This window comes from Paenarthrobacter sp. TRD_SC_7 (genome assembly GCF_056156245.1).
Window position 1 is genome coordinate 1954278 of sequence record NZ_CM149587.1, and the last position, 26719, is coordinate 1980996.

The following is a 26719-nucleotide window of genomic DNA, read 5'->3' on the forward strand; positions in this document are numbered from 1 at the left end:
GAGTGCCATGGCTTGGGGGTACTTGAATCTACGTACGCTATTTTTCCAACGTGTCGAATACTTGACGCTTAAGTCGAATTGCGGGATGATGTCCATATGTGCCGATGGACACTGGCGTCCATCGAGAAGAGGAGCAGTTGGTGAAGCTACGACGCTGGCAGAGCGAGGTCTCTGCATGGTCTTCTGAAGAGCGCGAGCGATATCTGGACAGCGGGGCATGGGAGGATCTCCTGATCAGCCAACAGCTACGCCTCCGCGCAGAGAAGCATTCCGACGCCCTGGCCGTTCAGGACGACGCCCGCACCCTCACATACGGCGAGCTCAACCAGGTCACCGATCGCATCGGCGCGGGACTCCTGGACCGGGGTTTCACTCCGGGCGACGCGATCCTACTTCAGGTCGAGAACCGCGTTGAGACGGTGGTGGCCCTCTATGCACTCTTCAAGGCGTGCCTCCTGCCAGTTGCAACATTGATGCCCCACCGCGGTCACGAGATCGGCGCCATCGGAAAACTCACCAAGGCAACCGGGCACCTCGTGCAGGGCGACCACGCGAAATTCGATCTGCGGACCTTCGCATTGGAGCAGGCCGCACTCTCCGAGAACAAACGCTGCGTCTTCACGAGCTGCGCCGAGCCCGGCATCCCCGGCCGATTCGAGGACCTGGGAAAAGATCTTAGCGCTGTCCGGATCAAGGCACTTCTCGATGCCGCCGAATCCGCCGTGGATTGCGACGACGTCGCAATATTCCAGCTCTCCGGGGGGACCACTGGCACGCCGAAGGTCATCCCGCGGATGCACGCCGAATACTGGTATAATGCCCGCAGCCATGCCGAACGCGCACAATGGGATTCCACGGTTCGGGTGATGCATGCCATCCCCGTCATCCACAATGCCGGGATGGTCTGCGCGGTTCTGGCCGCCCATAGCCAGGGAGGCGCTGTGGTGCTCGGCACCCCAGAGCCGGACCGCACCCTCCCGCTGATGGCGCGCGCGGGCGTAACGGATACCCTGATGCCCCCAGGCTTGATGTCTTCTTGGCAGAGCCATCCAGCCTTCGATAGCGCCGTCGCGTCACTGCGGCGCATCATTCTGGCCGGCTCCACCGTGCCGGGAGAATTTTTCTCCACACTGGAACGCCGGGGCATCACAGTCCTCGGCCTCTACGGCGCCGGAGAAGGTCTCATCTGCCTGACCTCTCCCGACGATCCGGCCGAGATCCGAAACCATTCGATCGGCACTCCGGTATCGCCGTGGGACGAGATCAGGATCATCGATCCGGAGACGCTGGAGGAAGTCCCCGAGGGCACCGTCGGCGAACTGACGTACCGCGGTCCGACGACAATCCACGGCTACCTCGGTACCCCTGATTGCAATGCCGAGACCATCCTCCCGGGCGGGTTTCTTCGCAGCGGTGACCTCGTTCGGAAGGCGGACCTCTCCGGAGTGACGAGCTATTTCTTCGAGGGACGCATCAAAGACGTGGTCTCCCGTGGGGGGGAAAAGGTGAGCGCTCCGGAGATCGAGAACCTCGTTTCCTCCATCCCCGGGCTGATCCGCTCCGCACTCATCCCCGTGCCCGACGAGCGGCTCGGCGAGAAGGGCTGCCTATGCGTGGAACTTGAGCCCGGGCGAGAGCCCCTGACGATCGATGAGTTGCGCGCGCATCTTTCTAAACTGGGGGTTGCACGATTCAAATGGCCCGAGCTGATCGTGGACTTTCCGGTGCTGCCGCTCACCTCGGTCGGGAAGATCAACAAAGTAAAGCTGCGTCGCCGCGTTGTAGAGCAACAGGCAACCCAAGGAGCAGCCAAGTGAGCACACTCATGAATGCCAACGTCGTGATTGCCGGCGCCATTCGCACGCCGATCGGCAAGGGACATCCCGAGCGCGGGGTCCTCGCATCCCTGCACCCCAATGAGCTCTTGGCGGCGGCGTTCACGGGACTCGTCGACCAGACCGGCGTAGATCCGTCCCTCATCGGGCAGGTGGTCACCGGGTGCGTACAGCAACTCGGGCCTCAGGCGGCGAACATCGGCCGGAATGCCTGGCTGCAGGCGAAGCTGCCTCAAACGGTGCCCGCCTGCACGGTGGACAACCAATGCGGTTCCTCGCAGCAGGCCCTCACGATCGCCGCCGCGCTGGTGGGCTCAGGTGTCAACGACATCGTTGCCGTGGGCGGGGTCGAGCAGATGAGTCGAGTGGCGTTTGCCGACGGCGTCCGCGCCCATGACGAGTTCGGCGACGCGATCAACGACGAACTCATCTCGGCCTATGGCCTGCTTCCCCGGCATAATCTCCTGGGTCAAGGGGGTGCCGCCGACGAGATTGCGAGGCGTTGGGGCATCAGCCGTACGGAGTTGGAGGATCTGGCGGTCCGCTCCCACGCTCTAGCCCTGGATGCTTCGGAAACGGGAAAATTCTCCCGGGAGATCCTGCCGCTCGAGGTCCAGGGAAGCCTGGTGTCCAAAGACCAGAGTATCCGCGCCCAGGTCACCAATGAGAGCCTGGCCGTGCTGAAACCCGCCTTCGGGGAGGGCGGTCTCACGACTGCGGCTACCTCCTCACAGGTCTCCGACGGCGCCGCTGCCCTGCTGGTAACGACGGCGCAGCGGGCCAAAGAATTGGGCCTGCCCATCCGGGCCCGGATCCGCGACGTGGGCGCCACCGGCGACGACCCTCGGCTGATGCTGACTGCGCCCATCCCACTGACCGCACAGATGCTGGGGCGTAACGGCCTGAGTATCGAGGATATCGATGTGATCGAGATCAACGAGGCTTTCGCAGCCGTTGTCGCGGCCTGGCTCGCCGAGACGGGGGCGCCACTGGGACGGGTCAACCCGCGCGGGGGCGCGATGGCGCTGGGACACCCCTTGGGGGCAACCGGCGCCAGGCTGGTGACCACGCTTCTCCACACCATGGAAGACCTTGACCAGCGGCGCGGCTTCGCCACGATGTGCTGTGGTGGAGGCCTTGCCACGGGCACGCTGATCGAACTCGTCTCATGAGCAGCTCGGCACACGGCGATCGTCCACCCGGAAACCCTATGAGTGACGGGCTCGCCTCGAACCCGTTGCGCGTCACACTGTCCCGGCAGATCGCGCCGAGGAGGCTGGCCTTCGCCGAGCTCTCCGGCGATCACTATCCGATCCACGTGGACCCCGATCTTGCGGCCGGCCATCCCCTCGGCCGTCAGATTGCCCACGGCTCCCTGCTGATGGGATTGATGTCCGCGGCTGCCGCGAACTGGGCTATGCGGGAGGGCTTGCAGATTCTCTCCGTCGGCTACGACCGGGTCTGCTACATTCGGCCCGTATTCGTGGACGAACTGCTCTCGGTGGACTTCGTCTGCATAGGGGCTCAGCCCGATGCTCCGCGGGTCTACGCGGAGCTGGAGATCCGTAACCAGCATGATGCGCTCACATGCGTGGCCTCGCAGGTGATCGGCATCGAGAAGTAGCCGAGGAGCCATCGATGTTCGCGGTCTACGCCGTCGCTCCCGCATCCAGCGATCCGCTCACCGCGCTTCGGGTCGGTGAGCGGCCGAGCCCAAATGTTCCGGAGGGCTTCGTATCAGTCCACGTCAAGGCCGCCAGCCTGAACATGCACGATCTATGGACCCTGCGTGGATTTGGTCTCCGTCCCGAGCAGTTCCCCATGATCCTCGGGATGGATGGCGCCGGGACCTTGGATGATGGGAGCGAGGTGATCATCTATCCGGTGATCGCTTCCCCGCAATGGCGGGGCGATGAAACCCTAGATCCCCACCACCGGTGCCTGAGCGAGGAACTGCAGGGCACGTTTGCCGACCGGGTAGTCGTGCCGGAGGCGAACGTGCTGCCGAAGCCCCTCAGCCTGTCGTTCGCCGAGGCGGCCTGCATGGGCACCGCGTGGCTCACCGCGTACCGCATGTTGTTCACGAGGTCCGGTCTCCGTCCGGGTCAGACGATCCTGGTCCAGGGTGCGTCCGGCGGCGTCTCCACGGCCCTGATCCAGCTCGCCGCGGCCGCCGGATTCCGTGTCTGGGCTTCGAGCCGCACCGAGGAGAAGCGCGCTCTGGCGGCGCGCCTCGGGGCCGACCTCGTCGTAGAACCCGGTGCCCGGCTCCCAGACCGGGTGGACGGGGTGTTCGACAGCGTCGGCCGAGCCACCTGGTCACATTCCGTGCGTTCCCTCAAGCCGGGTGGGGTCCTCGTCAGTTGTGGGGCTACAAGCGGGGACCCCACGGCTACTGAGCTTCAGCGAATCTTCCTCCTCCAGCACCGGATCATCGGATCCACCATGGGCACCAGGGACGAGCTTGCTGATCTTCTCGCCTTCTGCACGGCGACCGGAACTCGCCCGCAGATCGGCGCTGAATTTCCGATGCTGGACGCCGCCGACGCCTTTGACCTCATGCTTCACGGGGCGACGGCGGGCAAGATCGTCCTGACCCGCGACCACGACTGAGATGTGCGCGTGATTGTTAATAGTGCGTGGAGAAGCGGTCCCGACCAGTTGCACTGGGTGCCGCTTCCTTTGGTGAGGGGCCAGGGCTGGGATGCCTTGGTGCTCACCCTGTGTGGGCCGGCATGTCCTTCATGGAAGTGTCTAGCGTGTTGTTGCGATGTGCGTGGTCACTCTCTCACGAAAACTAAGGTGGGCACGTGTGGTGGGACCCGCTTTGGTGGGGTCGGAACGGACCGGCATCGGTGCTAACCGGTTTGTTGTGCCGGTTCCAGGGTGACTGTGTAGCCCATGCCTTGGAGCGGGCTGATGGCCCGGGAGCGTGTCTGGGCTGGTTGCAGCCGGGTGAAGTAGTCGGGCCGGGGTCGTTGTAGAGTTCGCAATGAGGATCACGTGTTCAACGGCCACGAGGCTTTCATCGCGCCTCGTCTGGCTGCGAGTCGCCTGTTCTTTGCACCGAAATACGTATTCTTTGAGCTCGACAAGGCCAAGGCTGCGATTCCCAGGGCGCCCTTGGCGTATGGGTCGCCGTCTCTGGTTTGCCGGATTTCGTTGTCTCCCGTGCGGTTGCTGCCTAGGAAACCGGGTGGCCGGCGGTGGGGAACAGCAACCCGCGAATCTATTTGAACCGTGGGTTCCAACCCGAGCCTGGGACTCGTTCATATTGTCCAACTGCCGAGCAACTCGGCTGGAGCATAGGTGGTAAGCATTTACTCCGGCTGAGCGGTCTTCTCCGGCTTCTCGTTCATGAGCTCAAGTGCCTTCAATCCCTCATAAATGCTGGCAAAGATCGAGGCTGGCGAGCGTTCTGGCTGATCATCCCGGCCACTGAGGAGGATTCCACGGACGGCAATGTCCGCGTAAGCATCGGCAATTTCATCGACTGCGTCGCCCGGGCGGAGCCAGAAGGCCGTCCAGTTCCACATGCCGAGGAATGCCAGGGCGGTCGCTCGCGGATCGACTGGCCGGAACACTCCCGTGCGCTGTCCTTCCTCGATTGCTCCGACGAGGCCATCTAACGTCTTGCGCCGCATGATCCGGTGCTGCGCGGCGAGCTCGGGCGGCATCGCCGCCTCGCTTTGGAGGAGCAGCTGAAACCGCGCCGGATGATTTCCAACGAGCCGAACCATGCTGCGCACGATGTGCGCAAGGCGGTCCTGGGGTGTTTCTCCGGCTTGTTCGAGGACGACGGCGAGGCCCTTCTCGGTCAATTCGTGAACCAGTTGGTGAAGAAGCGCCTCCTTGCTCGGAACGTAGTAATAGAGTGCGGACCGGCTCATGCCCATCGCGGCGGCGATGTCTTGCAGCGTGGTCCCGCCGTAGCCTTTCTTCGCGAAGAGGCGCGCGGCAGTCTCGAAGATCTCGCTTTCAACCAACTCACGGCGCATCCCCGAGCGGCCGCGAGGCTCGGGGCCCGGAGCCTGCTCAGCTCCGGGCCCCGGGCCCTCCGTCGTGCGGGCAGCTTCGGGAGCCTTGGAAGATCTTTTGGTCACGGCCCGACGCTACTCTCTCCGACGGCTATTCGCCCACACCGACACGGACTGCATCGATCAAGTCGAGTGACGCAACTCCCGCCGCCGGAAGGGGCTGCGGGGGACCGACCTCGGTCCACATTGCTGTTCCGCATTGTGGACAACTCAGCTGGCGCAGCACCATGGCGGAATCTACATAGTCCACTGGGTCGTTGTAGGCCGGGTTACCGCAGTCTCGAATGTCTGTCTCGCGCGAGGTGAGGCCGGAATGGTAATCGGAGACATCGTCCCCGACCTTACTGCCGCACTGACGGCATAAGACCGTCGAAGATTGGCCGTCTCTCACGACAATCAGATTGTCGTCGATCGGTGTCCCGTTCGCCGTATCGAGGACGTTCACCAGAAGGTCGGAACTACCAGAAGCGCCCCGCTCACGCCGGATCTCCTCGCGGCGCTTCTTTGTGCCATCGATGTCGACGACACAATTCTGATCCACCACGACACCGTAGATCGACCGGGCTACACCTGGGGAGACCCGCCCAATGCCCAGATCGAGGGCCACGGCCTCCGGTTCCCGCAGCAGCGGGTCGCCGTAGCCACCCCCGCCGCCTGGGTGGATGATGATCGCATCGTCGAGCCCGATGAGGGTCTCGACCCGGTTGCCCACGATCTCGACCTGCCCCTCGAGTTGCTCCAGTGATTGCGGGATGCTGCCCGCTTCGAGCAGTCGCTTCGCGGACGAGCCGCGAACGATGTAGTCCCGCCCCGCGCCGCCCGGATAGCCGCCAGCCAGACCTCCGGCTTCGGCGCGGGCCTTGCCGTTGCTGTTGAAGGCCCCCGCGAGCGGGGCGGGGGTCCCGTAGGGGATCACGCAATCGGAGATGGAGAGCCCACCGCGCTGCCGTCCGGGGCCGCCGGAATCGATCTCCTCGCGTCGCCAGAGGATTAGCAGCGGGGCAACAAGCTCCTGCATCTCGACGTCGGGCGAGCGGCCCATCTGGATTGGGAGGATGCCCGCGGTGTCTGCTCCGTCGTTGTTCGGCCGAGCACCGTAACCACCGGCCATGCAGTCGATCATCAAGGATACAGATGGGTTGCCGTGCTGATCCAGGCCGGCGAGGGTCACGACGTCGAAGGAACCGGTGCAACATGACTGGACCCGTTCGCGCGTCTCCACGGTGGTATCCAACATCTGGCTCAGGCATTGAGAGACCAGATTTGACGTGGCCCACCCCGCCGTGACCGGCGCCCATCCGACGGCGGCCGGGTAGCTCGCGTTGTTGATGGTGCCTTCTTCGCTGATGAGCTCAAAGCACCGCATCAATCCGCCCGCTGACCACGGAATGTCTCCGCAGAGCAAGGGGAGCATCGCGAAGGTAACGCCGGCGCGCATTCCTGCGTAGGGGCAATTGATCATGCCGACTTGCGGGTCCGTGCCGGTGAAATCAAAGACGAGCCGGTCCTCGATCTTGGTCATGGTCAGTTCGATCTTGTGGATCCCTCGGTCACCGATCGAGGCCTGTTCCATGTACCCGGTGCTGCTCCAGCTTCCGTCGGGAATTCCGGCCAGCCGGTTGCGGAGCCGCTTCTCCGCATCGTCCATCATGTTCTTCATGACGCGTTTGACCACATCTGGCCCGTATTCCTCGATTAGCCGGCGCAATCTCGCGTGGCCGACGTTGTTGGCCGCAATCATGGCCCTGATGTCGAAGTTGATCAGCGTTGGCATTCGCGAACCGCGGGTAAAGGCCTCGAGGACGTCCGCCTGCAGTTCACCGTCCCTGACGATCTTCGTCGGTGGCGTGCAGGGCCCTTCGGTGAAGGCACTCGTCGCGGCCAAGTCCGAGGAGCCGGGCTTTGCGCCGCCGACGTCGATGAGGTGGCAGACAGCGCTGGTCCATCCGAAGAGTTCGCCATCCCAGAAGAAGGGGGCAAGGATGGCTGTGTCGTTCTGGTGAAGCCCACCACCCACCCAGGGGTCGTTGTTGATGAACATATCCCCCGGTTTGATGCCCGGGTTGTCACTGCGGTGCTGCAAAATCCAGTAGATGGCGAGGTCGATGCTGGCCACGAGGCCCGTGTTGTATAGACCCACCTGCACCTCCTGTCCGAGCTCGTCGCAGACCGCGAAGTCGAAGTCATTGGACTCCGTGACACCCGGCGAGCCGGACATCTTCTTCAGGGTCTCGCCCATCTCATCGGTGACCGACCATACTCGGTGCCGGACCACTTCGTAGGTCAGTGGATCGATCGTTTCGCTTCCGCTCGGCTCGTGAAGCCGAACCTTCGGCGAAATCTTGGCGCGCAGCTCATCCATGGGGAGTGCGCGGCTGGAGAAGACCTCCGAGCCGGGCACGGCCATGAGCGGGGTGAAGTCAGCCATGACGTGGCTCCTATCCGATTTCCATGTGGACGTTGCCCCAGGCGTCGACGCGCGCGTCGACGCCTAGGGGGACCGTGACTGTCGTCGTCGGCACTTCGATGACTGCAGGCCCGGAGACGACGTGCCCGGACTGGAGTAGTTCGTAATCGTAAATTGTGGTCTCGGCAAAGCCGCGCGCCACGTCGAGAAGTACCGGGCGGCGACTCTTGATCGCCGCTGCAGGGTTATGGCTTGCCGCCATGGGGTGCAACGGCAACTTAGGCTGGAAGGGCAGCTTGCCCACGCCGCGGACCCGGTAGGAGATCACCTGGATGCCTGCTGCGCTGAAGCCGGCGCCCTCCCCGTAGATCTCTGCATAGCGACGCTCGAATGCTTCAGCCATCCCACCGATGGCCCGGGCATCGACCGGCCCCTTGGGCGCCGGCGTCGTGACTTCAAACATCTGTGCAGAGAAACGCGCGTCGAACTCACGCTCGATCTCTAGTGAGCCCAGGCCAATCCCTTGGCGTTCCAGGGCGTCCCGAACCTGCAGCTCGAGCCGATCGTAGATTTCCTGAACCCTCCTCGGATCGAGCGGGAACGGCGCCGGTTCGGAGATTTCGGCCACCGACATGAGGTCTGAAGCGGCCAAGCCGTAGGCGGAGAAGCCAGAGGCTGCCGCCCCCAGCGGAACGACCAATTCCGTGGCGCCCAACCGATTCGTGAACGACGAGGCATGGATGGGACCAGCCCCGCCGAAGGCATACACCGCGAAGCCACGAGGGTCATGACCGGATTCGACCACCACCTTGCGGGCAAGGTCAGCCGTCTGCGAATTCTGTACCTCATAGACGGCGGCCGCCGCTTCTTGGGTGGTCAGCCCGAGGGGCTTGCCAACATGCGTCAGGAGTGCAGCCTCCGCCAGTTCCCTGGACAACTTCCGCCGGCCCCCCATAAAGAAATCGGGATCGATGATTCCGAGGACCAGGTCGGCGTCGGTGACTGTTGGCAGAGTCCCGCCGGTCCCGTATGCCGCTGGTCCGGGAACCGCCTGAGCGCTCTTGGGGCCAACGCGAAGATTGCCCCCGGCGTCGAGCCAGGCGATCGCCCCGCCTCCGGAGCCGATCGCCGTCACCTTGACCGCCGAAACGTTCACCGGATTCTGGTTGATTACGGTGGTGGATGCCCGTACGGGCTCACCGTCGATAATCAGACCAACAAGGAACGTGGTCCCCCCGATGTCCGCAGTGATCACATTGGAGTGTCCCAACTGCTCCGCGAGGCGGGCCGCGCCGACCACCCCTCCGCTCAGGACCGATCCAACCGTGGTGATTGCTGAAGCCGGTGCCTCTTCCGCGGAGATCGTTCCGCCGGAGCTCTGCATGATCAGCAGCGGACCCGCGAGGCCAAGGTCATCGAGTTCCTGTCCGAGGGGCCGCAGGTAGCGCTCAAGGGGCGGCCCAAGCTGGGCGTTCATGATGGTGGTGACATTCCGTGAGAATTCTCGGATGCGAGGAGAGACGTCGCTGGAGAGAGAGACGAACATCTCCGGGGCGATCTCCCGTATCAACTCACGGATGCGCTGCTCGTGTGCGGGATTCTTGAAGGACCACAGCAAGGACACAGCAATTGCCCCGACGCCTCGTGCCTTGAAGCGCTCGACCGCGGCCCGAACCTCATCCTCGGCGACGGAAACGATGACTTCCCCCGAGCTGCCAATGCGTTCGGTGATCTCCTCCACGAAGTTCTTAGCAACCAAGGCCCGGGGTTTACCTGTCTTGACGAGGTCCTGGACCTCTTCCGGGGAGAGGCCGAGATAACGGCCTTCGGCATTCATGATGGCGATGGAGTCGCCGTGTCCGCGGGTGGTCAAAAAGCCGACCTGCTCCACATTTCCGGTTACCAAGGCGTTGATACTCGCGGTGGTGCCGTGGGCGATGTATTCCGTGTCCTGGAGAAGTTGTTCCGGGGTCTGTCCCAGGGTCTCGGCCAAGCCACGGACCGCATTCATCACCCCCTCGCCGTAGTTCTCCGGGGTAGATGGGGACTTAGCGCCGACCACCGTCCCTCCATCATCGGCCGCCACCGCGTCGGTGAACGTGCCGCCAACGTCGATGCCAATGACAAATGGCATGATCTCCTCCTTGAGATTATTGCTCTGGGCTATGCAGATATGGGGGTGAATCACAAATGAAAGTGAGAGATAGGAATTTACGAATAAAGGGGACGTTGCATCAGTGGCCTGGGCCAGGTCGTTTCACGGTCACAGGTCGGCCTCCATTACCGCTAAGTCGATCCGCCCGGCTACCAAGGCGTCTGCGATTGCCGGGAGATCCTGCTCCCTCGCCGTCACCGCCACGACCGAGCGGCACTCACGGCGGATCCGCTCGGCAACGGTCACCCGGTCCATTACGGCGTCGCAGCCCGGCTGGCCGGTCAAGAGCGTGAAACGTTCCTCTGAACGCTCCTCCACCTGCCGTCGAACTCGGTCACCGTCTGGCCCCCAAGCATCCCCATCCGCGACGTGGACGACACAGGCATCGGCGGGGATACTCTCCCGGTCGATCACTCTGCCCGGAGAGTTGAAGGCGGAGGACGCGAATGGCCGAGACAAGATCCAGGCCTGCAACTGGCCATCCTGCGCTGGGATATCGTTTTGTGCTGACCCAAGTGCCGCACCCAGATATTCCCTCAGGGCATCGCCGACCAATTTAGGCGCCGACGTGTTCAGATCCTCCATCGTTACGGCGCCGGCCCTGGTCAGGTACGCCACGGCAAGCCGGCTCGGCGCCAAGTCTAGGCGGCTTGGGAAGGACTCCCACCACAGTTGGCTGCGTATGGCCCGCTGCTGAAGCCTGTCAACATAAGGCCGGCGTACCTTCTCAAAGTGCGCCAGTGCCTCGTGAATCGTCAGGCCCGGATCATCAAGTGACCTGGCCAGTGCGATCGCGGATTCCAGGGCCAACTTCGTGCCAGAACCCAGCGATGGGTGGGCGGAGGCTGCGGCGTCACCAATCAAGACAACATTCTCGTGAGACCAGCGTTCGCACTGCACGGTACGAAAACTCGACCACCGCGACTTGTTCCCCACCAGAGCGGTGCCGCGGAGGAGCGATTCGAAGGCGCGGGACAAGTACGCGAGGCCCGTTTTGTCCGAGCTGCTGGGACTGTCGGGGGTCCACTGATCGAGCCCGGCGCGCTTCCAAGTCTCACGATCCGTCTCGATCACGAGGGTCGATTTGCCCGGAGCATAGGGGTAGGCGTGGGCCACGAAGGTCCCGTGCTCCGTGGTCACGGGAACGAATTCGGTACCCGAAAGCTCAACGTTGCTGCCACACCAAATGAACAGGCCGCGGCCGTGCACAGTCGTGGCCCCGAGTTCCTTGGCGAGTGCGGAGCGGGTCCCGCTCGAGACACCGTCTGCCGCGATCACCAAGTCTGCTTCGAGGAGTTCACTCAGGGGTGGTGCGAATTCCTGGTGCACCCGGACCCCCGCCCGCACCGCCCCGTCCTGGAGTACCTGCACCAGACGCTTGCGCTGGATGCTCACGCCACGGTGGAAGCCCGAGATCTCAACCGACTCAGTGGGCAAGACGAAGGCAGCCGTGGAGAATTCCAGACCCGCCTCGAGAAGCTCGGCGTGGGTGGTCTCGTCAGCCTGCTGAATGGCTTCGAGGAGCGCGCCCGTCAGGCCTATTCCGAATCCGAAGGTTTCTGTGCTGGGAAGGTTCTCGTAGAGATCAATCGTCCAGTCAGGATGAGCAGTTTTGATCAGCTGGGCGGAGAAGAGTCCTGCGGGTCCGCCTCCGATCACGTTGATGGATCGAGAAGTCATAGGAGAGTATTACCAACTAACAACGCAAGCGTCAATAGTTCGTCATTCATGTCGAAAAAACTGGTCCAGGACGCTTCCGCCGCATCCGTGACCCAGAACAACACATCAACACACGCGTTGACTTTTCGTCACAGTCGTCAAACAATGAGATTGAGGAAAGGGAGTGTCCATGAAAGGCGTTCGGATCGGACTGATTGTGCCGAGCAATGACATCGTGTTGGAGACGGAGCTGCCCAGATTCTTGTCCTCCCACCCACAGGTTGGGTTCTCTTTCCACAGCAGCCGGATACGGCTCACCGGGCTCTCGCCCGCGCATCTCTCGGCGGCCCGGGTGCAGCAAGTGCGCTCCATCCTCGAATTAGGTGACGCGAAACCGCACATGATTCTCCATGGCTGCTTCGCCGCTATGGTGGCAACAGGGCCAGAAGAATACCGCTACACCGAGTCGCTCATCGCGGAACAACTAGCCACCGGCGGCAGCGAGGCGCTGGTCCGATCCACCGTTGGTGCGCTCGTCGGTGCCATCCAGGCCGTGGGCGCACAGCGCATAATGCTGCTCACCGGGCACGCGGGTCCGGTCGATGAGGCACTGATCGCCTGCCTTGAGGCCGCGGCCTTCGAGGTCGCTGCGGTTAAAAGGCTCACGCTCCCCGAACAGCTCGCTGCCGGGGACCACCTCGGCTCGCGGCTCCTTAGCGACGCCCAGGCCCTCCTCCGGACTGCAGGTGGTCCGATTGACGCCGGCGTCGTGTCGCTCCCGAGCCTGCCTCTTGACTCAGGTTTCCTCGACGCCGCCGAATGCGAGCTCGGGATTCCCATGATCTCCCCTGCTTCAGCCAGTGCGCACAGTATCTTGCTCGCCGCACAATTGCCACTAACCCTGGGCACGGGAGGCTCGCTGCTTCGCGGCGAGTCGATGGGTAAGTTCCGCATTGCAGGAACCGTAACCGATTCATAGGAACTACCACAGAAAGGACAGTGCGTTGATTGAATCAGCAGCCCACATCACGCCCTCGAGTTCACTGAGCCGCAGGCATCTCGTCCGTGGAGTCGACCATGTCGCCTTCCCCACCTTCGATCCGGTCGCAACGGTGCGTTTCTATCGAGACGTCCTTGGTTTCCCGGCGGTCCATTCAATCTGCGCAGCGGGTTGGGGTCCCGAGGACCACCCGGACTTTATCCATTTCTTTTTCGATATCGGAAACAACGACCGGATCGCGTTTTTCTATTACTTCGGGCTTGCCGGGCCGAGCGCTGAGGGTAAGGGCGATGTCCACGCTCGATTCCCGGAGGATACGCCAGAATTCTTCGTCAAGTCCCGCCACCTTGCGCTCCATGTGGACTCGGAAGCGTCACTGCTGGAGTACAGGAGGCGGCTTGATCAGAGCGAGTGGCCGGTCGAGATGCAGATCCAACACGAGACGATCGAGTCGATCTACACTCACGACCCCAACGGTTACATGTTCGAGATTACCCGTGCTCTGCGGCCGGTGACCCCGCAGGAAGATCTGGACGCGAACCTGACGATCGACGCCCTGGTCGACATAGCTCAGCGCCCCGGCCACACCATGGACGATCTCTTGGTGCGCAAGGCCGAGCTCATCATCGAACGGGCCGAGGCCTTTGGGCCCCAGCCTTCGGATCCCGCCTATGCCGAGTCTCCGGAAGGCCCGGTGCGGGCATGACACATACACTATTCGTCCTCGATGTGCCCGAAAATACGACCGTAGCCGAAGTGGCCTCCAAGGTTGAAGGCGTGCGGATCGGCAGGGTGGGACCTTACTTTGCGATCGAATCCGATGGGCCGATCGTCATCGACCGCCGTGCGACGGGCGTCCGTCATTCTGTTTGGTACAGCTATGTGGCCGGGCTGGCTGGCTGCCGGATTGTTCAGTGGGACAAGAACGCCCTTCGCCTGGAGGCACGATGACCGGCATCGCCAACAAGCTAGGTGCAGGCCGCTACGCCGCAACCATCGACGCCCCTGAAGGCATCGCCGAACGCGTTCACGAGCTTACGACGAGCGACGGCGCCAAGGTCAGTGGGGTGCTTCGTAAACCACGCGGAGCGCGGGCAGTGGTCACCATCATGCACCCTCGCGCGGACGTCACCCACCACGCCATGGTGCCGTACCTGCTGGCCTCCGGGTACGCCGTCTGGACCCAGGGTTCACGCTCGCCGAACAATGACCTCACGCTTATCCACGAGCAGGCGATCATTGATTACGCCGCAGGGCAGGTGCTACTTGAGAACCTCGGCTTCGACTACCGCGTCTCCTTGGGGCACTCCGGTGGCGGCACTCTGGCCGCTTTCTACTGCGAGCAGGCCGGTCTGCCCGCATATGATCGTCTGTCCCGGGCACCATCAGGTCGCCAGGTGCCGCTGGCGGATACAGAGATGCCGCTTCCGGATGGCTGCATCTTCCTAGCCCCCCACCCGGGCCAGGGAGCCTTGCTCTTACGGGTGATCGACCCGTCCGTCACCGACGAGTCCGATCCCCTCTCCGTGGACCCCGAGCTGGATCCGTTCAATCCGGACAACGGTTTCATACCAGCGCCCGAGCACAGCCGCTACGAGCAGGCATTCATCACCCGCTACCGTGAGGCGCAGCTCGCCCGGGTTCGCCGAATCGACGAGCTGGCACGGGGCTGGGTGACCGGGTCGCAGACGGCTAATCGCGAGTTCAAGGCCTCCGGCAAGCCGGAGGATCGCCGGCTCGCCTTGGCACCCCGGGTTGTGACGGTATTCCGCACTGATGCCGATCTCCGCACTGTCGACCTATCCCTGGACCCCAACGCGAGGCCTTATGGCTCGGTGTTCGGACGCCGACCGGACCTCACAAATTACGGCTTGGTCGGCTTCGGCCGACTGTCGACGGCCGAAGCCTGGCTTTCGACCTGGTCCGGTCTGTCCACGAATGCCGACTTCATCCGTTGCGCCCCAGGCGTAACGGCACCGACACTATTACTCGAGTACACCGGAGATCAGGCTTGCTTCCCTGGGGACATCGTCCGAATGAGCGAGGCCCTGGGTTCCCCAGACCTCACGGTGGAGGCGGTCGCGGGTACGCACTTTGGCGGAGCCATCGAGCCGGGCGCACCCACGGGAAATTCGCTCGCGGCCGCCCGGATTGATCGCTGGATGATGGCGCATTTCGACGTTGGTGGTGAGGCGTCTAAGCGGTGATTCTGCCCTGAGGCATGGGATCAATCTGCGATCAAGCGATCCGTATCCCGGTGGGCGGATTCAGCGAGGCGCTCCGTGCAGTGTCGTGCTCCGGCGAAAGTGAACTGCACGGAGCGCATGCGTGAATCAGGTGCACCCGACGATCGTTCCTTGGCGCCGACGGCATCAGCACCGACTTCGAAAAACCAAGATCGTCCCCAATGCGGGGCTATCTCCGCCTACGAAGGAAGTCACCAGATCACACCCTGCTGGTGGGCCGGCGATGACCGAAATCTCGGCGTTTGCCTGACGCAATCAGGGCTTCAAGGCCCACCGGCTGAACTGACTTGGAGCAGGCCCCGGCCCGAACGCTAGGACGGGCGTACTGCCCGGAAAGAAGGAAATTTTCATGGAGCTGGGCAATACCTCCGCGATAGTAACCGGCGGCGCGTCAGGGCTCGGCTCGGCCACCGCCCGTGCCCTCGCCAAACACGGAACTCAGGTTCTCGCAGTCGATCTCAAAGATGCCATTGGAAAAGCCGAAAAAATGGACGGAATAACCTATTTCGAGGCCGACGTCACAAATGCCGATGCCGTCCGCGCTGCGGTAGCAGCTGCAACGGCCTACAAGCTGCCGCTCCGCACTATCATCAACTGCGCCGGTATCCTGCCCACTGCGCGGATCCTCAGTGGAGAGGGTGTGCATGATCTTGCACTATTCGCCAAAGTCCTCGACATAAACCTCATAGGATCGTTCAACGTCCTCGCCTGCGCCGCGGAAGCGATAGCCCAGACCGAGGCCGATACCCACGGACAGCGGGGAGTCATCATCAACACCGCCTCTGTGGCTGCCTTTGAAGGACAAATCGGCCAGATTGCCTATGCTGCGTCCAAAGCCGGCGTCGTCGGAATGACCCTTCCTGCGGCCAGAGATCTGGCTCAGCATGGAATACGGGTAAATTCAATCGCTCCAGGCGTGGTGGAAACACCAATGATGGCTTCCGTCAGGGACGACTTCCGAGCCGGCCTTGCTGCTGGCGTTCCCTTCCCCAAGCGACTGGCCCGGCCCGAGGAATTCGCCCTGCTCGCACTGGCGATCATCGACAACGACTACCTCAACGGGGAAACCATCCGCATGGACGGAGCACTCCGCATGCCGCCGCGCTAACTAACGCTTCCCTTAATGACAGGCCAAGCGGCGCAAAGTGAAACCCTGAACGCACCGCGGGTATCCGACGAAATCACAGATATCCGGGCCAGTGGTGGCGGGACTGCTGCAGGGATAGGTGACATCTGTTGTGCCTAGTCAACAGGACTGGGTTGGAAGGATGCCTACTATGACCAAGCGAGCCGGGGGTTGAGCTGGCCCAGATCCCGAAGGATTTCGGGGTCCATTTCGCGACGTTGTAGGGGTGGATGAAGAAGGCCGAGGGTGAGGCGGGGGGACCGTCCTGGGATCACGGGTGAGCAGGCCGCGGAGCTCGCGGCCGCGAAGCGGCGAATAAGGACGTTGGAGCATGAGGTTGAGATTCTGCGTCGGGCAGCGGCGTATTTCGCCCAGTCTCATCTGCCGGGAAAACCGACGACTGGGAACTAACGCCGGAACCTGACCCTAACCAGATGGAGCTGCAGCTATGAGCGACAACACCCGCAGAGAAGCAGCCAGGTTGATCGCAACGCTGGAAGACCTGCCAGGCGCGTGGTGTTCTCCGAAGCCGCCGTTGAACGGGGCGCACAAGCTTTGCTGGATGCCTTCTATGACGACAAGACACTGAAGGTTGACGACGAGGATCGCGCCATCGTCCGTGCCGTGCTGGCTGCCGCCGTCAAGGAGGAACAGTGAGCGCTGCTGAAAGGATGCGTGCGGACCTGCGGTACGCGGACCACTACCGCAAGCAGGCCCGCGCCGCTGATGGGCTTGGGATCCTGCTTGAGTGTGAGTACCCAGGCACCGTAAGCGAAATCAAGGTCAAGAAGGGCCGCTGGTTCCGGCGAAACCCCAGCCACGATCGTCCCGAAGAGGAAATCATCCTGGACGACGACGCACGCCGCGAGTTCGCCCAATGGTGCAAGGAACGCGCCACCAAACTCAACAAGCAGGCCGACGAAATCGAGAATCGGTACGCAGGCGGGCAGGAATAATGAAGGCACGCCACGCGCTCCGCCTCCGTTATGCGATCCTACTGGCCCGTGAGCGCCACGAAAGCCGACGCTTGACCATCGATCAAGGGAAGTTCCTTGACTGGCACGGCCTCGCCAAGTCATTCCTGCTGGACGGGCGCCTTGAAGAACGGGCGTACCGGCGCGAACAAGCCAAAGCTTGGGGGCGGTGCCTGCATAGCTCCTGCCGCTGCTCCAATGGCTGACATCCTCCCGGGCATGGGCGCCCCGGACGCGTGGGCGAGGCGGACCAACACATACCCGGGCTGTTCTTGCCCCGCATGGCGGTACAACCCAGCCCACCCCAAACCAACCAATCCAGACTGTGAGAAGCACGGATCAGTGCATCAGGACTCAGCGGGTTAGCTCTGGCTGTGGTTCCTTACTCGGCTTCTTGAACAGCGACATCACGCCGGACTGCTCGCTTCCCATGACCGTTCCATTCATGAATGAAAGCGACAGAAACAAGAACACGCCGCTTATCGAGACAACCCAGTCATTGCTTCCGGACTCCGTCTTCGTCCCAGCAGCATGAAGGCACAAGAAGGTGGATAAGGTAGCCCCGATTACGGCGACGTACCGAACGCAGTAGACGAGCAGTAGTGTCCAGCGGGCTTCTCGGCTCATTGGTGACACACGGCCTTCAACGAGGAGAGCGATCAATAGTGCCGGGAAAACCTGCGCGATGAGCCCGGCGAATTCAGGAGTGATGTGCATGCGAAATAGTAACGCGCTGGCGAGTCGACCAGCGCCCGCACCTTCCACTGCGCCGCATGCGGCCACCACCATAGCGACCGCTGCACAGCAATCACACACCATCCGATAACGGAAGGTGCAAGTAAATGTGGCTGCGAGGGCCCAACACGTTAGGCCTATAGCGAACAACCCTCAGTGTCGCCGGAATGTTGCCATCCACAGGGTACCCGCCTAGTAAAATTGCCGTACTAATTCAAAGGCGGCAGGAGCAAAAATGACCGGATGGGTTTCACCAGCGCTGGACGAGGACGAATTCGCGGAAATGACCGCGATCGAACCCGGCATCCCTGAATACATGCGCCCGCAACTCGCCCAGTGGATAACCGACCAATGCGGTGGGACGTCGTACTTGAACGGCAGTATCGCCCGCTCTTTGACCCTCGTATTCAAGCAACAGTTCTCCGAATATGGCTATAACTTCATACAGGAAATTGAACACCTGGAAGACGATGTGCTTGTCTCCGTAATCGACTGGCTTATGTATCACAAAGTCAGTCAGGTAGCAGCAAAGCACTTCGAACTGAAGAACATGCTTGACCTCGGCAGGTCCGAATGGACCGTAACCGAGCTTGAACCGGGTAAACCTCGAATGACCCGCCGAATCCCGGAAGGCGTTGACGTTGCCTACCGCGACGTCGTGGCGAAGACCGAAGCCGCTGGCGGACTATTGGCAGAGGCTTTCAACGCAATCTACGGAGCGCACCCCAGCCCCAACGAGTCCTACGGGTTGAGCGTCAAAGCGGTTGAGACCATCGGCTGCCCTCGCCTCCTGCCAAACAGTGGGCGCGCAACGCTCGGGGCAATCATCGGCCACATCGAACAGAAAACTGTCAGCCTCCCCCTTCTGGCCAAGAACGTTCCTCACGAGAAGGTCATCATCTCGATGATGAGGACACTCTGGGAGGGTGGCGAAAGGCACGGATCGGACACCTACCAGCACGTGTCTATTGACGGAGCCAAGGCGGCATTGGCGTTGGCATTCAGCTTGGTGTCCATGCTGCATGAGGATGTCATCACACTTTCATAAAACATGCCCACATAGCATGCTAATCGAACCAAATGAGCTACCCGCTCGTTCAGGACCTTGCCGCTGACGGTATTGCCTGTCACGGTGACGTGCCAGGTGCTGAAGACCGCCCGTCCGCTTTACTACCGCTGGCTGGCCAACCCGGTTACCGTTGCCGAGTATGAGCAGGCCTATCGGGCCAATGCTTTGTTTGATGCCCACCGGGAGGACCCCGAGTTCGGGTACCGGTTTCTGGTCGATGAAGCTCGCGCCTCGGGTGAGCCGATGTCTGAGCGGACCGCGTGGCGGATCTGCCCGGATAACGGCTGGTGGTCGGTCTTTGGGAAGAAACGCGGCAAGTCCAAGAAGCCCGGCCCGCCGGTCGACGATGACCTGTGCGCGGTGACCGACAGCACAGGCCGGACCCGGCACGAGTTCACCGCCAGCGCCCCGAACCGGTTGTGGCTCTCGGACATCATTGATCACCCCACCGCCGAAGGCAAGCTCTACCTGTGCGCGGTCATGGATGTTCATTCCAACAGGATCGTCGGCTATTCGATCGACTCACCGATGAAGTCCCGCCTGGCCGTGGCAGCGCTCAACAGTGCGGTGGCCCGACGCAGTGAGGTGGCTGGCTGCATCCTGCACCCCGATCGCGGATCCCAATTTCGTCATCGAAGAAGACGGCGAAGAGGCATGGACTCCTATCGGCAGGCTCAAATGCCGATGGGAGGACGTCAAACACTTCAAGGAAATCGAAGCGAAGTGGGCGGCCGTAGCAGACGCTTCTGCTCATGCTTCCGACGTACAGGCCGAAGTGGTTGAGCTTGCCCACCCTCATTCGAGGTGCGGCACTCGATTCGCTTTCAAGAGTTCATCGGTAGCTTATGCTTCGAGCACGACGGAGCATTGATAGTCCCTCTCGATGACACTCTGGAACTGGCCCGACGGCTAGCTGTCCGCGACCCAGAGAAGATCCAATGGGCCCTTGACGCGCAGCTTGGCAAAGCATCCGAACAGCACCTGGAGGACGTCGCCCTCGGCAAGCTCGGCTATGAGAGACGGACATGGAATGGATCGTCCAATGGCCCACGCATTGACGACCTCGCCGATGCAGCAACCCTCATAAGAGGATGGCTTGGCGCCTCAGCACGGCTGCCAACTACATACGGATCCGGAGATGGTGGCCAACATTGCTGGCTTCGGTCTCCTGTTTGCAGGCCTTGGCCAGATCGTTGCGTTCGTTGTGGCCTTGATCCTTTTCATCGTTGCCACACCTGCCCGTCGACAGTGGGGCGCCTACCGGGACGCCGGATGGGCGACGACGCAATGCCGGGTCGCATACTCGGCCCAGAAGCAAAAAGCTGCCGCCCTCAGGCGATTCACGCCTACGTGAGCGCGGGCTAGCCCCTGTGCAGTCCCAAGATGCTCTGACGCCTTCGCCGCAAAAGAACCTTTCTAAAATGGATCGGTTGTGGGCTTGGCTACGAGGGGGAGCCTCTACAGCCTCAGTCCTTTTGAAGACATCGAATTGCGGGACGTTGGGGATATCCCGGGAGTCAGCTTCAATAGCCGGTACCAAGTGGCCTCAAACTTCACCATCGGTGCGACCTATGGCCTTGACGTTGGATGGTACAGCCGCACCTTCTTCAAGAACAACATTCAGTCAGTGAATCAGGGGCCTTTTTTGCGCAAAAAACGTCCTGTCCTGCTGTCAGACAGCGAATATTACCACCGAGTAGGGTTTGACTTGAAATCCCTGACAATTTAGGCATCTGGAGGTTGCGGAACGGTTACAGTTTGGCCAGCAAGTCCCAACATCCGGACACAATGTGGGTAGGCTTACACCCACATGTAGGCAACGTCACAGTAGGAAACTGTGCCTTTGCCTGGGGGAGATCACGAATTTTCCCTGCTCAACTCCACGACTCATAGGAGGCGGAATGCGTTTCTCGCGCACTTCCAAAGCTCTAGGCGTAGCGGCGATCATCGCCCTCGCAGCTACCGGTTGCGGTGGCGGCGGCAGCAACGACTCCGGTACATCCGCGGGCGACCCGAACAAGGTCATCATTGCTGACGGTTCAGAACCTCAGCGCCCGCTCATGCCGGCAGACATTAACGAGGTCGGCGGCGGCAAGATTGCCACGCTGATCTTCTCCGGCCTTGTTAGCTACGACCCATCGGGTAAGCCGGTTAACGAGCTGGCGGAGTCCATCGAGGCACCGGACGCCCAGAACTTCACCATCAAGATCAAGAAGGATCAGAAGTTCACCAACGGTGACACCATCACGGCTAAGACGTTCGTTGACTCTTGGAACTACGGAGCAGCAGCAAAGAACGGGAACCTGAGCGCTACCTTCTTTGAGAGCATCAAGGGTTACGACGAAGCCAGTGCAGAGGGTTCCACGGTGGACACACTGTCCGGCCTCAAGGTCGTGGACGACACCACCTTCACGGTAGAACTTAAGCAACCTGAATCTGACTGGCCGCTGCGTCTCGGTTACACCGCGTTCATGCCTGTTCCGGCAGCGGCACTTGCCGACCCCAAGACCTACGGCGAAAAGCCGGTAGGCAACGGCCCGTACAAGATGGCGGAAAACGGTTGGCAGCACAACGTGCAGATCCAGCTGGTCCCGAACCCCGACTACAACGGTCCTCGTAAGGCAAAGAACGGCGGTGTGACGTTCAAGATCTTCCAGAACGACGACGCCGCATACCAGGATCTCCTGTCCAACAACCTGGACATCCTGCAGGTCATTCCCACGAGCGCGCTGAAGAACTTTAAGTCGGATCTGGGTGACCGCTTCATTGAGAAGCCTTACGCCGGCAACCAGACCATCGCTATTCCGGAATACCTTCCGGAGTGGAGCGGAGAGGCCGGCAAGCTCCGTCGCCAGGCTATTTCCATGGCAATGGACCGCGAAGAGATTACCAAGGTGATCTTCAGTGGTGGCCGCCAGCCCGCAAAGGACTTCACTGCTCCCGTGCTGGATGGCTACAGCGACAGCATCCCCGGCTCTGAAAACCTGAAGTTTGACGCCACCAAGGCCAAGGAACTCTGGGCCAAGGCAGACGCTATCCAGAGGTGGGACCCGAACACGGTCTTCACCATCGCGTACAACGCCGACAAGGGTGGCCACAAGGCTTGGGTTGAGGCTGTTACCAACCAGCTGAAGAACAACTTGGGTATCAAGGCTGAGGGACTGCCGTTCGCTACCTTCAAGGAAGCCCGCGACCTCGCCACGACCGGTACGTTGACCGGTTCCATCCGTGCTGGTTGGCAGGCAGACTACCCGTCGCTGTACAACTTCCTCGGCCCGATCTACAAGACCGGTGCTGGCTCGAACGATGCCCGCTATGAGAACCCGACCTTTGACAAGGCCATTTCCGATGGACTGTCTGCACCTTCTGTGGCTGAAGGCAACAAGGCCATGAACAAGGCCCAGGAAATCCTCTTGCAGGACCTGCCGGCTATTCCGCTGTGGTACCAGGTATCCCAGGGTGGCTGGAGCGACGGTGTCACGAACGTTGACTACGGCTGGGACGGCGTCCCGCTGTACTACAACATCACAGGCAAGTAAGCGAAACGGCGGCGAGGGTGCTCAGTTGAGTGCCTTCGTCGCCGTATCACGTTGCAAATCAATGACGCCCAACTCCGGTTGGGCGTCCTTGTGCAGGCTTACTTTGCCTTGGCAGGGAACGTTTGCACATCAGACGAAAAGGTTCTTCAATGAACAACTCCGCTGCACCCTTGGACCGGGTGCCTGCTGATCGGGGTGTGATGCGCTGATGGCCACATACATCCTTAAGCGATTCCTCCAGCTGATTCCCGTTTTCCTGGGAGCTACACTGCTGGTCTATTTCCTGGTTTTCAGTCTTCCCGGCGACCCCATTGCCGCTCTGTTTGGCGATAAGCCTGTTAACGAAGCTGTTGCTGCGAAGCTGAGGGCTCAGTACAACCTGGACCAGCCCTTCATCATCCAGTACTTGCTCTACCTCAAGAGCATCTTCACTTTTGACCTCGGCCAGGACTTCTCCGGCCGGCCCATTGCCGCCGTTCTAGGCGAGGTTTTCCCTGTCACGGCCCGGCTTGCAGTGATGGCTCTAATCTTTGAAGCTGTCTTCGGCATTGCTTTCGGGCTCATCGCAGGTCTTCGCAAGGGCAAGTTCTTCGACGGAACCGTTTTGATCGCCTCGCTGATCGTCATCGGCATCCCGATCTTTGTCCTTGGCTTCATTCTTCAGTTCTTCATTGGTGTGCAGCTGGGCTGGGCGAAACCGACTGTCAGTGCGGCTGCGACCGTGCAGGATTTGATCCTGCCGGCAATCGTTCTTGGTTTGGCTTCCTTCGCGTACGTTCTGCGCTTGACCCGAACCAGCGTCATCGAGAACATGAACGCCGACTATGTCCGGACAGCGACGGCTAAGGGACTGTCCCGTTTCAGGGTTGTGAACGTCCACATTCTGAGGAACTCCCTTATTCCAGTGGTGACATTCCTGGGCGCAGACCTGGGGACCCTCATGGGTGGCGCGATTGTCACAGAAGGTATCTTCAACGTTCCCGGCGTGGGCAACAGGCTTTATCGGGCCGTCTTGTCGGGTGAGGGACCCACGGTGGTCTCCATTGTCACGGTGTTGGTGTTGATCTATTGCCTCTCCAACTTGCTTGTTGACCTCCTATACGCCTGGCTTGACCCGAGGATCCGTTATGACTCCTGAAAGTAATCTGACCGGGCAGGACACCGCCCGGGGACACATCGAGCACTTCGTTGCCGACCTTGACGAGACGCCGCTTCAGGCCACGGACAAGGTCAAAGAAGACAGTGCCCCTTCAAGTCTGTGGGGCGAGGCATGGAAGAATCTGCGCAAGCAGCCACTGTTCATCATCTCGGCGATCATGATTCTGGCCGTTGTGGTGGTATCTCTTTTCCCCGGCCTGTTCTCGCAAATTGATCCGTCCAGCGAGGCCTGCCAGTTGGCCAACTCCGACGGGGGACCCACGAGCGGGCACCCGCTCGGTTTCACGCAGCAGGGTTGTGACGTCTATGCGCGGGTTATTTTTGGTACCCGCTCATCAGTGACGGTAGGCCTCTTCACCACCATCGGCGTGGTTCTGTTCGGCGGTGTAGTGGGTGCACTTGCCGGCTACTACGGCGGCTGGGCTGATGCCCTCCTGGCCCGTCTGACGGACATATTCTTCGCATTGCCCCTTATCCTGGGCGCAATCGTCATGATGCAGCTTCCCGTATTCCGCGCCAACCGCACCGTATGGACCTTGGTGTTGATTCTGATTGTCTTCGGTTGGCCCCAGATCGCGCGTATCACCAGAGGCGCTGTGATCGAGGTCAGGAACGCGGACTTTGTCATGGCCGCCAGGTCCTTGGGCGTTTCGCGCTTCCGTTCGCTGCTGCGTCACGTGCTGCCGAACTCGCTGGCTCCGATCATTGTTGTGGCCACCATCTCCCTGGGCACCTTTATCGTCGCCGAGTCAACCCTCTCCTTCCTTGGAATTGGGCTGCCGCCGAGCGTTATGTCCTGGGGCAATGACATTCAGGCCGCGCAGGCATCACTGCGGTCCAACCCGATGCCCCTGCTTTACCCGGCCATTGCTCTTTCCATAACAGTCTTGAGCTTCATCATGCTGGGCGATGCCCTGCGGGATGCCCTGGACCCCAAGGCGCGTAAACGATGAAAGGCGAAGCCATGAACTCTTCAGTTCACATTAAGGAAGAAGTCGCTGGCTCGGAGCGTCCGCTGCTGGAGATCAAGAACCTGGCAATCAACTTCACCACCAGTAATGGTGAAGTCAACGCGGTGCGGAATGCCCACCTCACGGTCATGCCCGGCGAGACGGTGGCGATTGTGGGGGAGTCAGGCTCAGGAAAATCGACCTCAGCCCTGGCGGCCATTGGATTGCTTCCCGGGAATGGGCGGGTGGCCGGCGGAGAAATTCTCTTTGACGGCGAAGACATAGCCCATGCCAGCGAGAAGCGGATGATCGAGCTCCGCGGCAATTCCATCGGCATGGTTCCACAGGACCCCATGTCCAACCTGAACCCGGTGTGGAAAATCGGTTTCCAGGTCAAGGAGACGTTGAAAGCGAACGGCCTTCCTTCCGGACCTGATGACGTCGCCAAGGTGCTGTCCGAGGCAGGACTGCCCGATGCCTCACGCCGGGCCAAGCAATATCCGCACGAATTCTCCGGAGGCATGCGCCAGCGTGCGCTCATTGCAATCGGGCTTTCGTGCCAGCCCCGCCTCTTGATCGCAGATGAGCCGACGTCAGCCCTTGACGTCACGGTCCAGCGCCAGATTCTGGATCACTTGGACAAGATGACCTCCGAGCTGGGCACGGCCGTGTTGCTCATCACCCACGACCTCGGCCTTGCAGCCGAGCGCGCGGACAAAGTGGTTGTTATGTACAAGGGCCAGGTTGTGGAGTCCGGCCCATCGCTCGAGCTTCTCCGCAACCCACGGCACCCCTACACAAAGCGGCTGGTTGCTTCGGCGCCGTCGCTGGCTTCCCGTCGTATCCAGGTTGCCAAGGAGCAGGGCATCGAATCGGAGGAGCTGCTGGCTCCGACTGAGCCCGTCGTTGAGACGGCTCTGCCGGAGGAGGTTCTGAAGGTCCAAGACCTGACCAAAGTCTTCAAGCTTCGCGGAGGCCTTGGCAAGTCCACTGACTTCACCGCCGTGGACTCTGTTTCTTTTGCTGTCAAGCGAGGAACCACCACGGCTATCGTCGGCGAGTCGGGATCAGGCAAGTCCACAGTGGCACAAATGGTCCTCAACTTGCTGGAACCGACATCTGGAAAGATCATCTTCGACGGCGTAGACACGTCCACGCTCAGCAGCAAGGACTTGTTCAAGTTCCGACGCCGGGTGCAGCCGATCTTCCAGGACCCTTACGGTTCCCTCGACCCCATGTACAACATCTTCCGCACCATTGAAGAACCGTTGAGGACCCACAAGATCGGCAATAAGGCCAGTCGTGAAAAGAAGGTCCGGGAGCTTCTGGACCAGGTGGCGCTGCCACAGTCCACCATGCGTCGGTACCCTAACGAACTCTCCGGTGGTCAGCGCCAGCGCATTGCCATTGCGCGTGCTTTGGCTTTGGATCCTGAAGTTATCATCTGCGATGAAGCGGTCTCGGCTTTGGACGTCCTCGTCCAGGCCCAGGTCCTGAACCTGCTGGCTGACCTTCAGGACAACCTTGGCCTGACGTACCTCTTCATCACGCACGACCTTGCAGTAGTGCGGCAGATCGCGGATCACGTCTGCGTCATGCAAAAGGGCAAGCTCGTGGAAACGGGCAGCACGGATGATGTCTTCGACAACCCTCGAGAGGCTTACACGCAGGCACTTCTGGACGCCATCCCGGGTGGTTCACTGCTGTTGCCCCCAGAGGTGGCCTGACCGGCGTCGAGCATCAACCCCGGTTAGCAACAGAGCCGGTGGTTCCTCGAGAAGGGAACCACCGGCTCCTGCCGTTAACTTCGTGTTGCGAGGCCTGCTGTG

The 26719-nt window shown here is 61.3% G+C and carries 22 protein-coding genes and 2 pseudogenes; 18 read left to right on the plus strand and 6 right to left on the minus strand.

The window, feature by feature from the left end; genetic code table 11:
* Positions 1-140 precede the first annotated feature (140 nt).
* Genes AC0J5Z_RS09500 through AC0J5Z_RS09515 form a run of 4 tightly spaced genes read left to right on the plus strand, consistent with a single transcriptional unit; the run spans position 141 to position 4448 of the window.
* Complete coding sequence (locus AC0J5Z_RS09500; RefSeq protein ID WP_475038834.1) at positions 141-1817, plus strand: AMP-binding protein; 1677 nt, start codon at positions 141-143, stop codon at positions 1815-1817.
* Positions 1814-3007, plus strand: coding sequence for a thiolase family protein (locus AC0J5Z_RS09505; RefSeq protein ID WP_475038835.1), 1194 nt, complete (start codon positions 1814-1816; stop codon positions 3005-3007). Before AC0J5Z_RS09500 ends, AC0J5Z_RS09505 begins: the two co-directional genes overlap by 4 nt.
* Positions 3004-3459, plus strand: a complete 456-nt coding sequence (locus AC0J5Z_RS09510; RefSeq protein ID WP_475038836.1) for a MaoC family dehydratase — start codon at positions 3004-3006, stop codon at positions 3457-3459. The genes AC0J5Z_RS09505 and AC0J5Z_RS09510 overlap by 4 nt, the downstream gene beginning before the upstream one ends.
* Before the next feature lie 14 nt (positions 3460-3473).
* Positions 3474-4448, plus strand: coding sequence for a zinc-binding dehydrogenase (locus AC0J5Z_RS09515; RefSeq protein ID WP_475038837.1), 975 nt, complete (start codon positions 3474-3476; stop codon positions 4446-4448).
* Between the two features lie 245 nt (positions 4449-4693).
* Here AC0J5Z_RS09515 and AC0J5Z_RS09520 read toward each other — a convergent pair.
* The 5 genes and pseudogenes from AC0J5Z_RS09520 to AC0J5Z_RS09540 form a co-directional block, all read right to left on the minus strand.
* Positions 4694-5020, minus strand: a pseudogene (locus AC0J5Z_RS09520) (IS110 family transposase); the annotation flags it as partial.
* A gap of 135 nt (positions 5021-5155) precedes the next feature.
* Positions 5156-5938, minus strand: a complete 783-nt coding sequence (locus AC0J5Z_RS09525; protein ID WP_475038838.1) for a TetR/AcrR family transcriptional regulator — start codon at positions 5936-5938, stop codon at positions 5156-5158.
* A 25-nt stretch (positions 5939-5963) separates the two neighbouring features.
* Positions 5964-8300 (minus strand): hydantoinase B/oxoprolinase family protein, encoded by a 2337-nt coding sequence (locus AC0J5Z_RS09530; RefSeq protein ID WP_475038839.1) that lies wholly within the window; start codon positions 8298-8300, stop codon positions 5964-5966.
* A gap of 10 nt (positions 8301-8310) precedes the next feature.
* Positions 8311-10413: a hydantoinase/oxoprolinase family protein gene (locus AC0J5Z_RS09535; RefSeq protein WP_475038840.1), complete on the minus strand. Its 2103-nt coding sequence runs from the start codon at positions 10411-10413 to the stop codon at positions 8311-8313.
* A gap of 129 nt (positions 10414-10542) precedes the next feature.
* Positions 10543-12114, minus strand: coding sequence for an FAD-dependent monooxygenase (locus AC0J5Z_RS09540; protein ID WP_475038841.1), 1572 nt, complete (start codon positions 12112-12114; stop codon positions 10543-10545).
* A 169-nt stretch (positions 12115-12283) separates the two neighbouring features.
* On the opposite strand from AC0J5Z_RS09540, the gene AC0J5Z_RS09545 reads away from it, so the two are divergent.
* The 7 genes from AC0J5Z_RS09545 (at position 12284) to AC0J5Z_RS09575 (ending at position 17421) form a co-directional block, all read left to right on the plus strand.
* Entirely contained in the window at positions 12284-13072 is a 789-nt protein-coding gene (locus tag AC0J5Z_RS09545) for a hypothetical protein (RefSeq protein WP_475038842.1), read from the plus strand.
* A 25-nt stretch (positions 13073-13097) separates the two neighbouring features.
* Positions 13098-13799 carry a VOC family protein gene (locus tag AC0J5Z_RS09550; protein WP_475038843.1) on the plus strand — a complete coding sequence of 234 codons (702 nt, stop codon included), beginning with the start codon at positions 13098-13100 and terminating at the stop codon, positions 13797-13799.
* Complete coding sequence (locus AC0J5Z_RS09555) at positions 13796-14044, plus strand: hypothetical protein (RefSeq protein WP_475038844.1); 249 nt, start codon at positions 13796-13798, stop codon at positions 14042-14044. The genes AC0J5Z_RS09550 and AC0J5Z_RS09555 overlap by 4 nt, the downstream gene beginning before the upstream one ends.
* On the plus strand, positions 14041-15300 hold the full coding sequence (locus tag AC0J5Z_RS09560; RefSeq protein WP_475038845.1) for an alpha/beta fold hydrolase: 1260 nt from the start codon (positions 14041-14043) through the stop codon (positions 15298-15300). The genes AC0J5Z_RS09555 and AC0J5Z_RS09560 overlap by 4 nt, the downstream gene beginning before the upstream one ends.
* A gap of 388 nt (positions 15301-15688) precedes the next feature.
* A complete protein-coding gene (locus AC0J5Z_RS09565; protein WP_475038846.1) occupies positions 15689-16447 on the plus strand; it encodes an SDR family NAD(P)-dependent oxidoreductase in 759 nt (252 codons plus the stop codon).
* A 531-nt stretch (positions 16448-16978) separates the two neighbouring features.
* A complete protein-coding gene (locus tag AC0J5Z_RS09570) occupies positions 16979-17122 on the plus strand; it encodes a hypothetical protein (protein WP_475038847.1) in 144 nt (47 codons plus the stop codon).
* A complete protein-coding gene (locus tag AC0J5Z_RS09575) occupies positions 17119-17421 on the plus strand; it encodes a hypothetical protein (RefSeq protein ID WP_475038848.1) in 303 nt (100 codons plus the stop codon). Before AC0J5Z_RS09570 ends, AC0J5Z_RS09575 begins: the two co-directional genes overlap by 4 nt.
* Before the next feature lie 372 nt (positions 17422-17793).
* On the opposite strand, the gene AC0J5Z_RS09580 is transcribed toward AC0J5Z_RS09575, so the two are convergent.
* Entirely contained in the window at positions 17794-18156 is a 363-nt protein-coding gene (locus AC0J5Z_RS09580; RefSeq protein ID WP_475038849.1) for a hypothetical protein, read from the minus strand.
* 253 nt (positions 18157-18409) lie between these two features.
* Here AC0J5Z_RS09580 and AC0J5Z_RS09585 point away from each other — a divergent pair, with 253 nt between their 5' ends.
* The 7 genes and pseudogenes from AC0J5Z_RS09585 (at position 18410) to AC0J5Z_RS09615 (ending at position 26617) form a co-directional block, all read left to right on the plus strand.
* Positions 18410-19222: a hypothetical protein gene (locus tag AC0J5Z_RS09585; RefSeq protein ID WP_475038850.1), complete on the plus strand. Its 813-nt coding sequence runs from the start codon at positions 18410-18412 to the stop codon at positions 19220-19222.
* Positions 19223-19251: 29 nt separating this feature from the next.
* A pseudogene (locus AC0J5Z_RS09590) lies at positions 19252-19900 on the plus strand (DDE-type integrase/transposase/recombinase); the annotation flags it as partial.
* 481 nt (positions 19901-20381) lie between these two features.
* Positions 20382-20597, plus strand: a complete 216-nt coding sequence (locus AC0J5Z_RS09595) for a hypothetical protein (RefSeq protein ID WP_475038851.1) — start codon at positions 20382-20384, stop codon at positions 20595-20597.
* A gap of 547 nt (positions 20598-21144) precedes the next feature.
* On the plus strand, positions 21145-22782 hold the full coding sequence (locus AC0J5Z_RS09600) for a peptide ABC transporter substrate-binding protein (RefSeq protein WP_475038852.1): 1638 nt from the start codon (positions 21145-21147) through the stop codon (positions 22780-22782).
* A 208-nt stretch (positions 22783-22990) separates the two neighbouring features.
* Positions 22991-23920, plus strand: a complete 930-nt coding sequence (locus AC0J5Z_RS09605) for an ABC transporter permease (protein WP_159733645.1) — start codon at positions 22991-22993, stop codon at positions 23918-23920.
* Positions 23910-24893, plus strand: a complete 984-nt coding sequence (locus AC0J5Z_RS09610) for an ABC transporter permease (RefSeq protein WP_475038853.1) — start codon at positions 23910-23912, stop codon at positions 24891-24893. Before AC0J5Z_RS09605 ends, AC0J5Z_RS09610 begins: the two co-directional genes overlap by 11 nt.
* 11 nt (positions 24894-24904) lie before the next feature.
* The gene (locus AC0J5Z_RS09615; RefSeq protein ID WP_475038854.1) at positions 24905-26617 is read left to right on the plus strand and encodes an ABC transporter ATP-binding protein; all 1713 of its coding nucleotides are present in this window, start codon (positions 24905-24907) and stop codon (positions 26615-26617) included.
* The last annotated feature ends 102 nt before the right edge of the window (positions 26618-26719 follow it).

Bases quoted from the DNA above. Each gene is read 5' to 3' on its own strand.
- AC0J5Z_RS09510 (WP_475038836.1), top strand. From the start codon at position 3,004: ATGAGCAGCTCGGCACACGGCGATCGTCCACCCGGAAACCCTATGAGT.
- AC0J5Z_RS09515 (WP_475038837.1), top strand. From the start codon at position 3,474: ATGTTCGCGGTCTACGCCGTCGCTCCCGCATCCAGCGATCCGCTCACC.
- AC0J5Z_RS09530 (WP_475038839.1), bottom strand. From the start codon at position 8,300: ATGGCTGACTTCACCCCGCTCATGGCCGTGCCCGGCTCGGAGGTCTTC.
- AC0J5Z_RS09535 (WP_475038840.1), bottom strand. From the start codon at position 10,413: ATGCCATTTGTCATTGGCATCGACGTTGGCGGCACGTTCACCGACGCG.
- AC0J5Z_RS09540 (WP_475038841.1), bottom strand. From the start codon at position 12,114: ATGACTTCTCGATCCATCAACGTGATCGGAGGCGGACCCGCAGGACTC.
- AC0J5Z_RS09545 (WP_475038842.1), top strand. From the start codon at position 12,284: ATGAAAGGCGTTCGGATCGGACTGATTGTGCCGAGCAATGACATCGTG.
- AC0J5Z_RS09555 (WP_475038844.1), top strand. From the start codon at position 13,796: ATGACACATACACTATTCGTCCTCGATGTGCCCGAAAATACGACCGTA.
- AC0J5Z_RS09560 (WP_475038845.1), top strand. From the start codon at position 14,041: ATGACCGGCATCGCCAACAAGCTAGGTGCAGGCCGCTACGCCGCAACC.
- AC0J5Z_RS09565 (WP_475038846.1), top strand. From the start codon at position 15,689: ATGGAGCTGGGCAATACCTCCGCGATAGTAACCGGCGGCGCGTCAGGG.
- AC0J5Z_RS09580 (WP_475038849.1), bottom strand. From the start codon at position 18,156: ATGCACATCACTCCTGAATTCGCCGGGCTCATCGCGCAGGTTTTCCCG.
- AC0J5Z_RS09585 (WP_475038850.1), top strand. From the start codon at position 18,410: ATGACCGGATGGGTTTCACCAGCGCTGGACGAGGACGAATTCGCGGAA.
- AC0J5Z_RS09595 (WP_475038851.1), top strand. From the start codon at position 20,382: ATGGTGGCCAACATTGCTGGCTTCGGTCTCCTGTTTGCAGGCCTTGGC.
- AC0J5Z_RS09600 (WP_475038852.1), top strand. From the start codon at position 21,145: ATGCGTTTCTCGCGCACTTCCAAAGCTCTAGGCGTAGCGGCGATCATC.
- AC0J5Z_RS09605 (WP_159733645.1), top strand. From the start codon at position 22,991: ATGGCCACATACATCCTTAAGCGATTCCTCCAGCTGATTCCCGTTTTC.
- AC0J5Z_RS09610 (WP_475038853.1), top strand. From the start codon at position 23,910: ATGACTCCTGAAAGTAATCTGACCGGGCAGGACACCGCCCGGGGACAC.
- AC0J5Z_RS09615 (WP_475038854.1), top strand. From the start codon at position 24,905: ATGAACTCTTCAGTTCACATTAAGGAAGAAGTCGCTGGCTCGGAGCGT.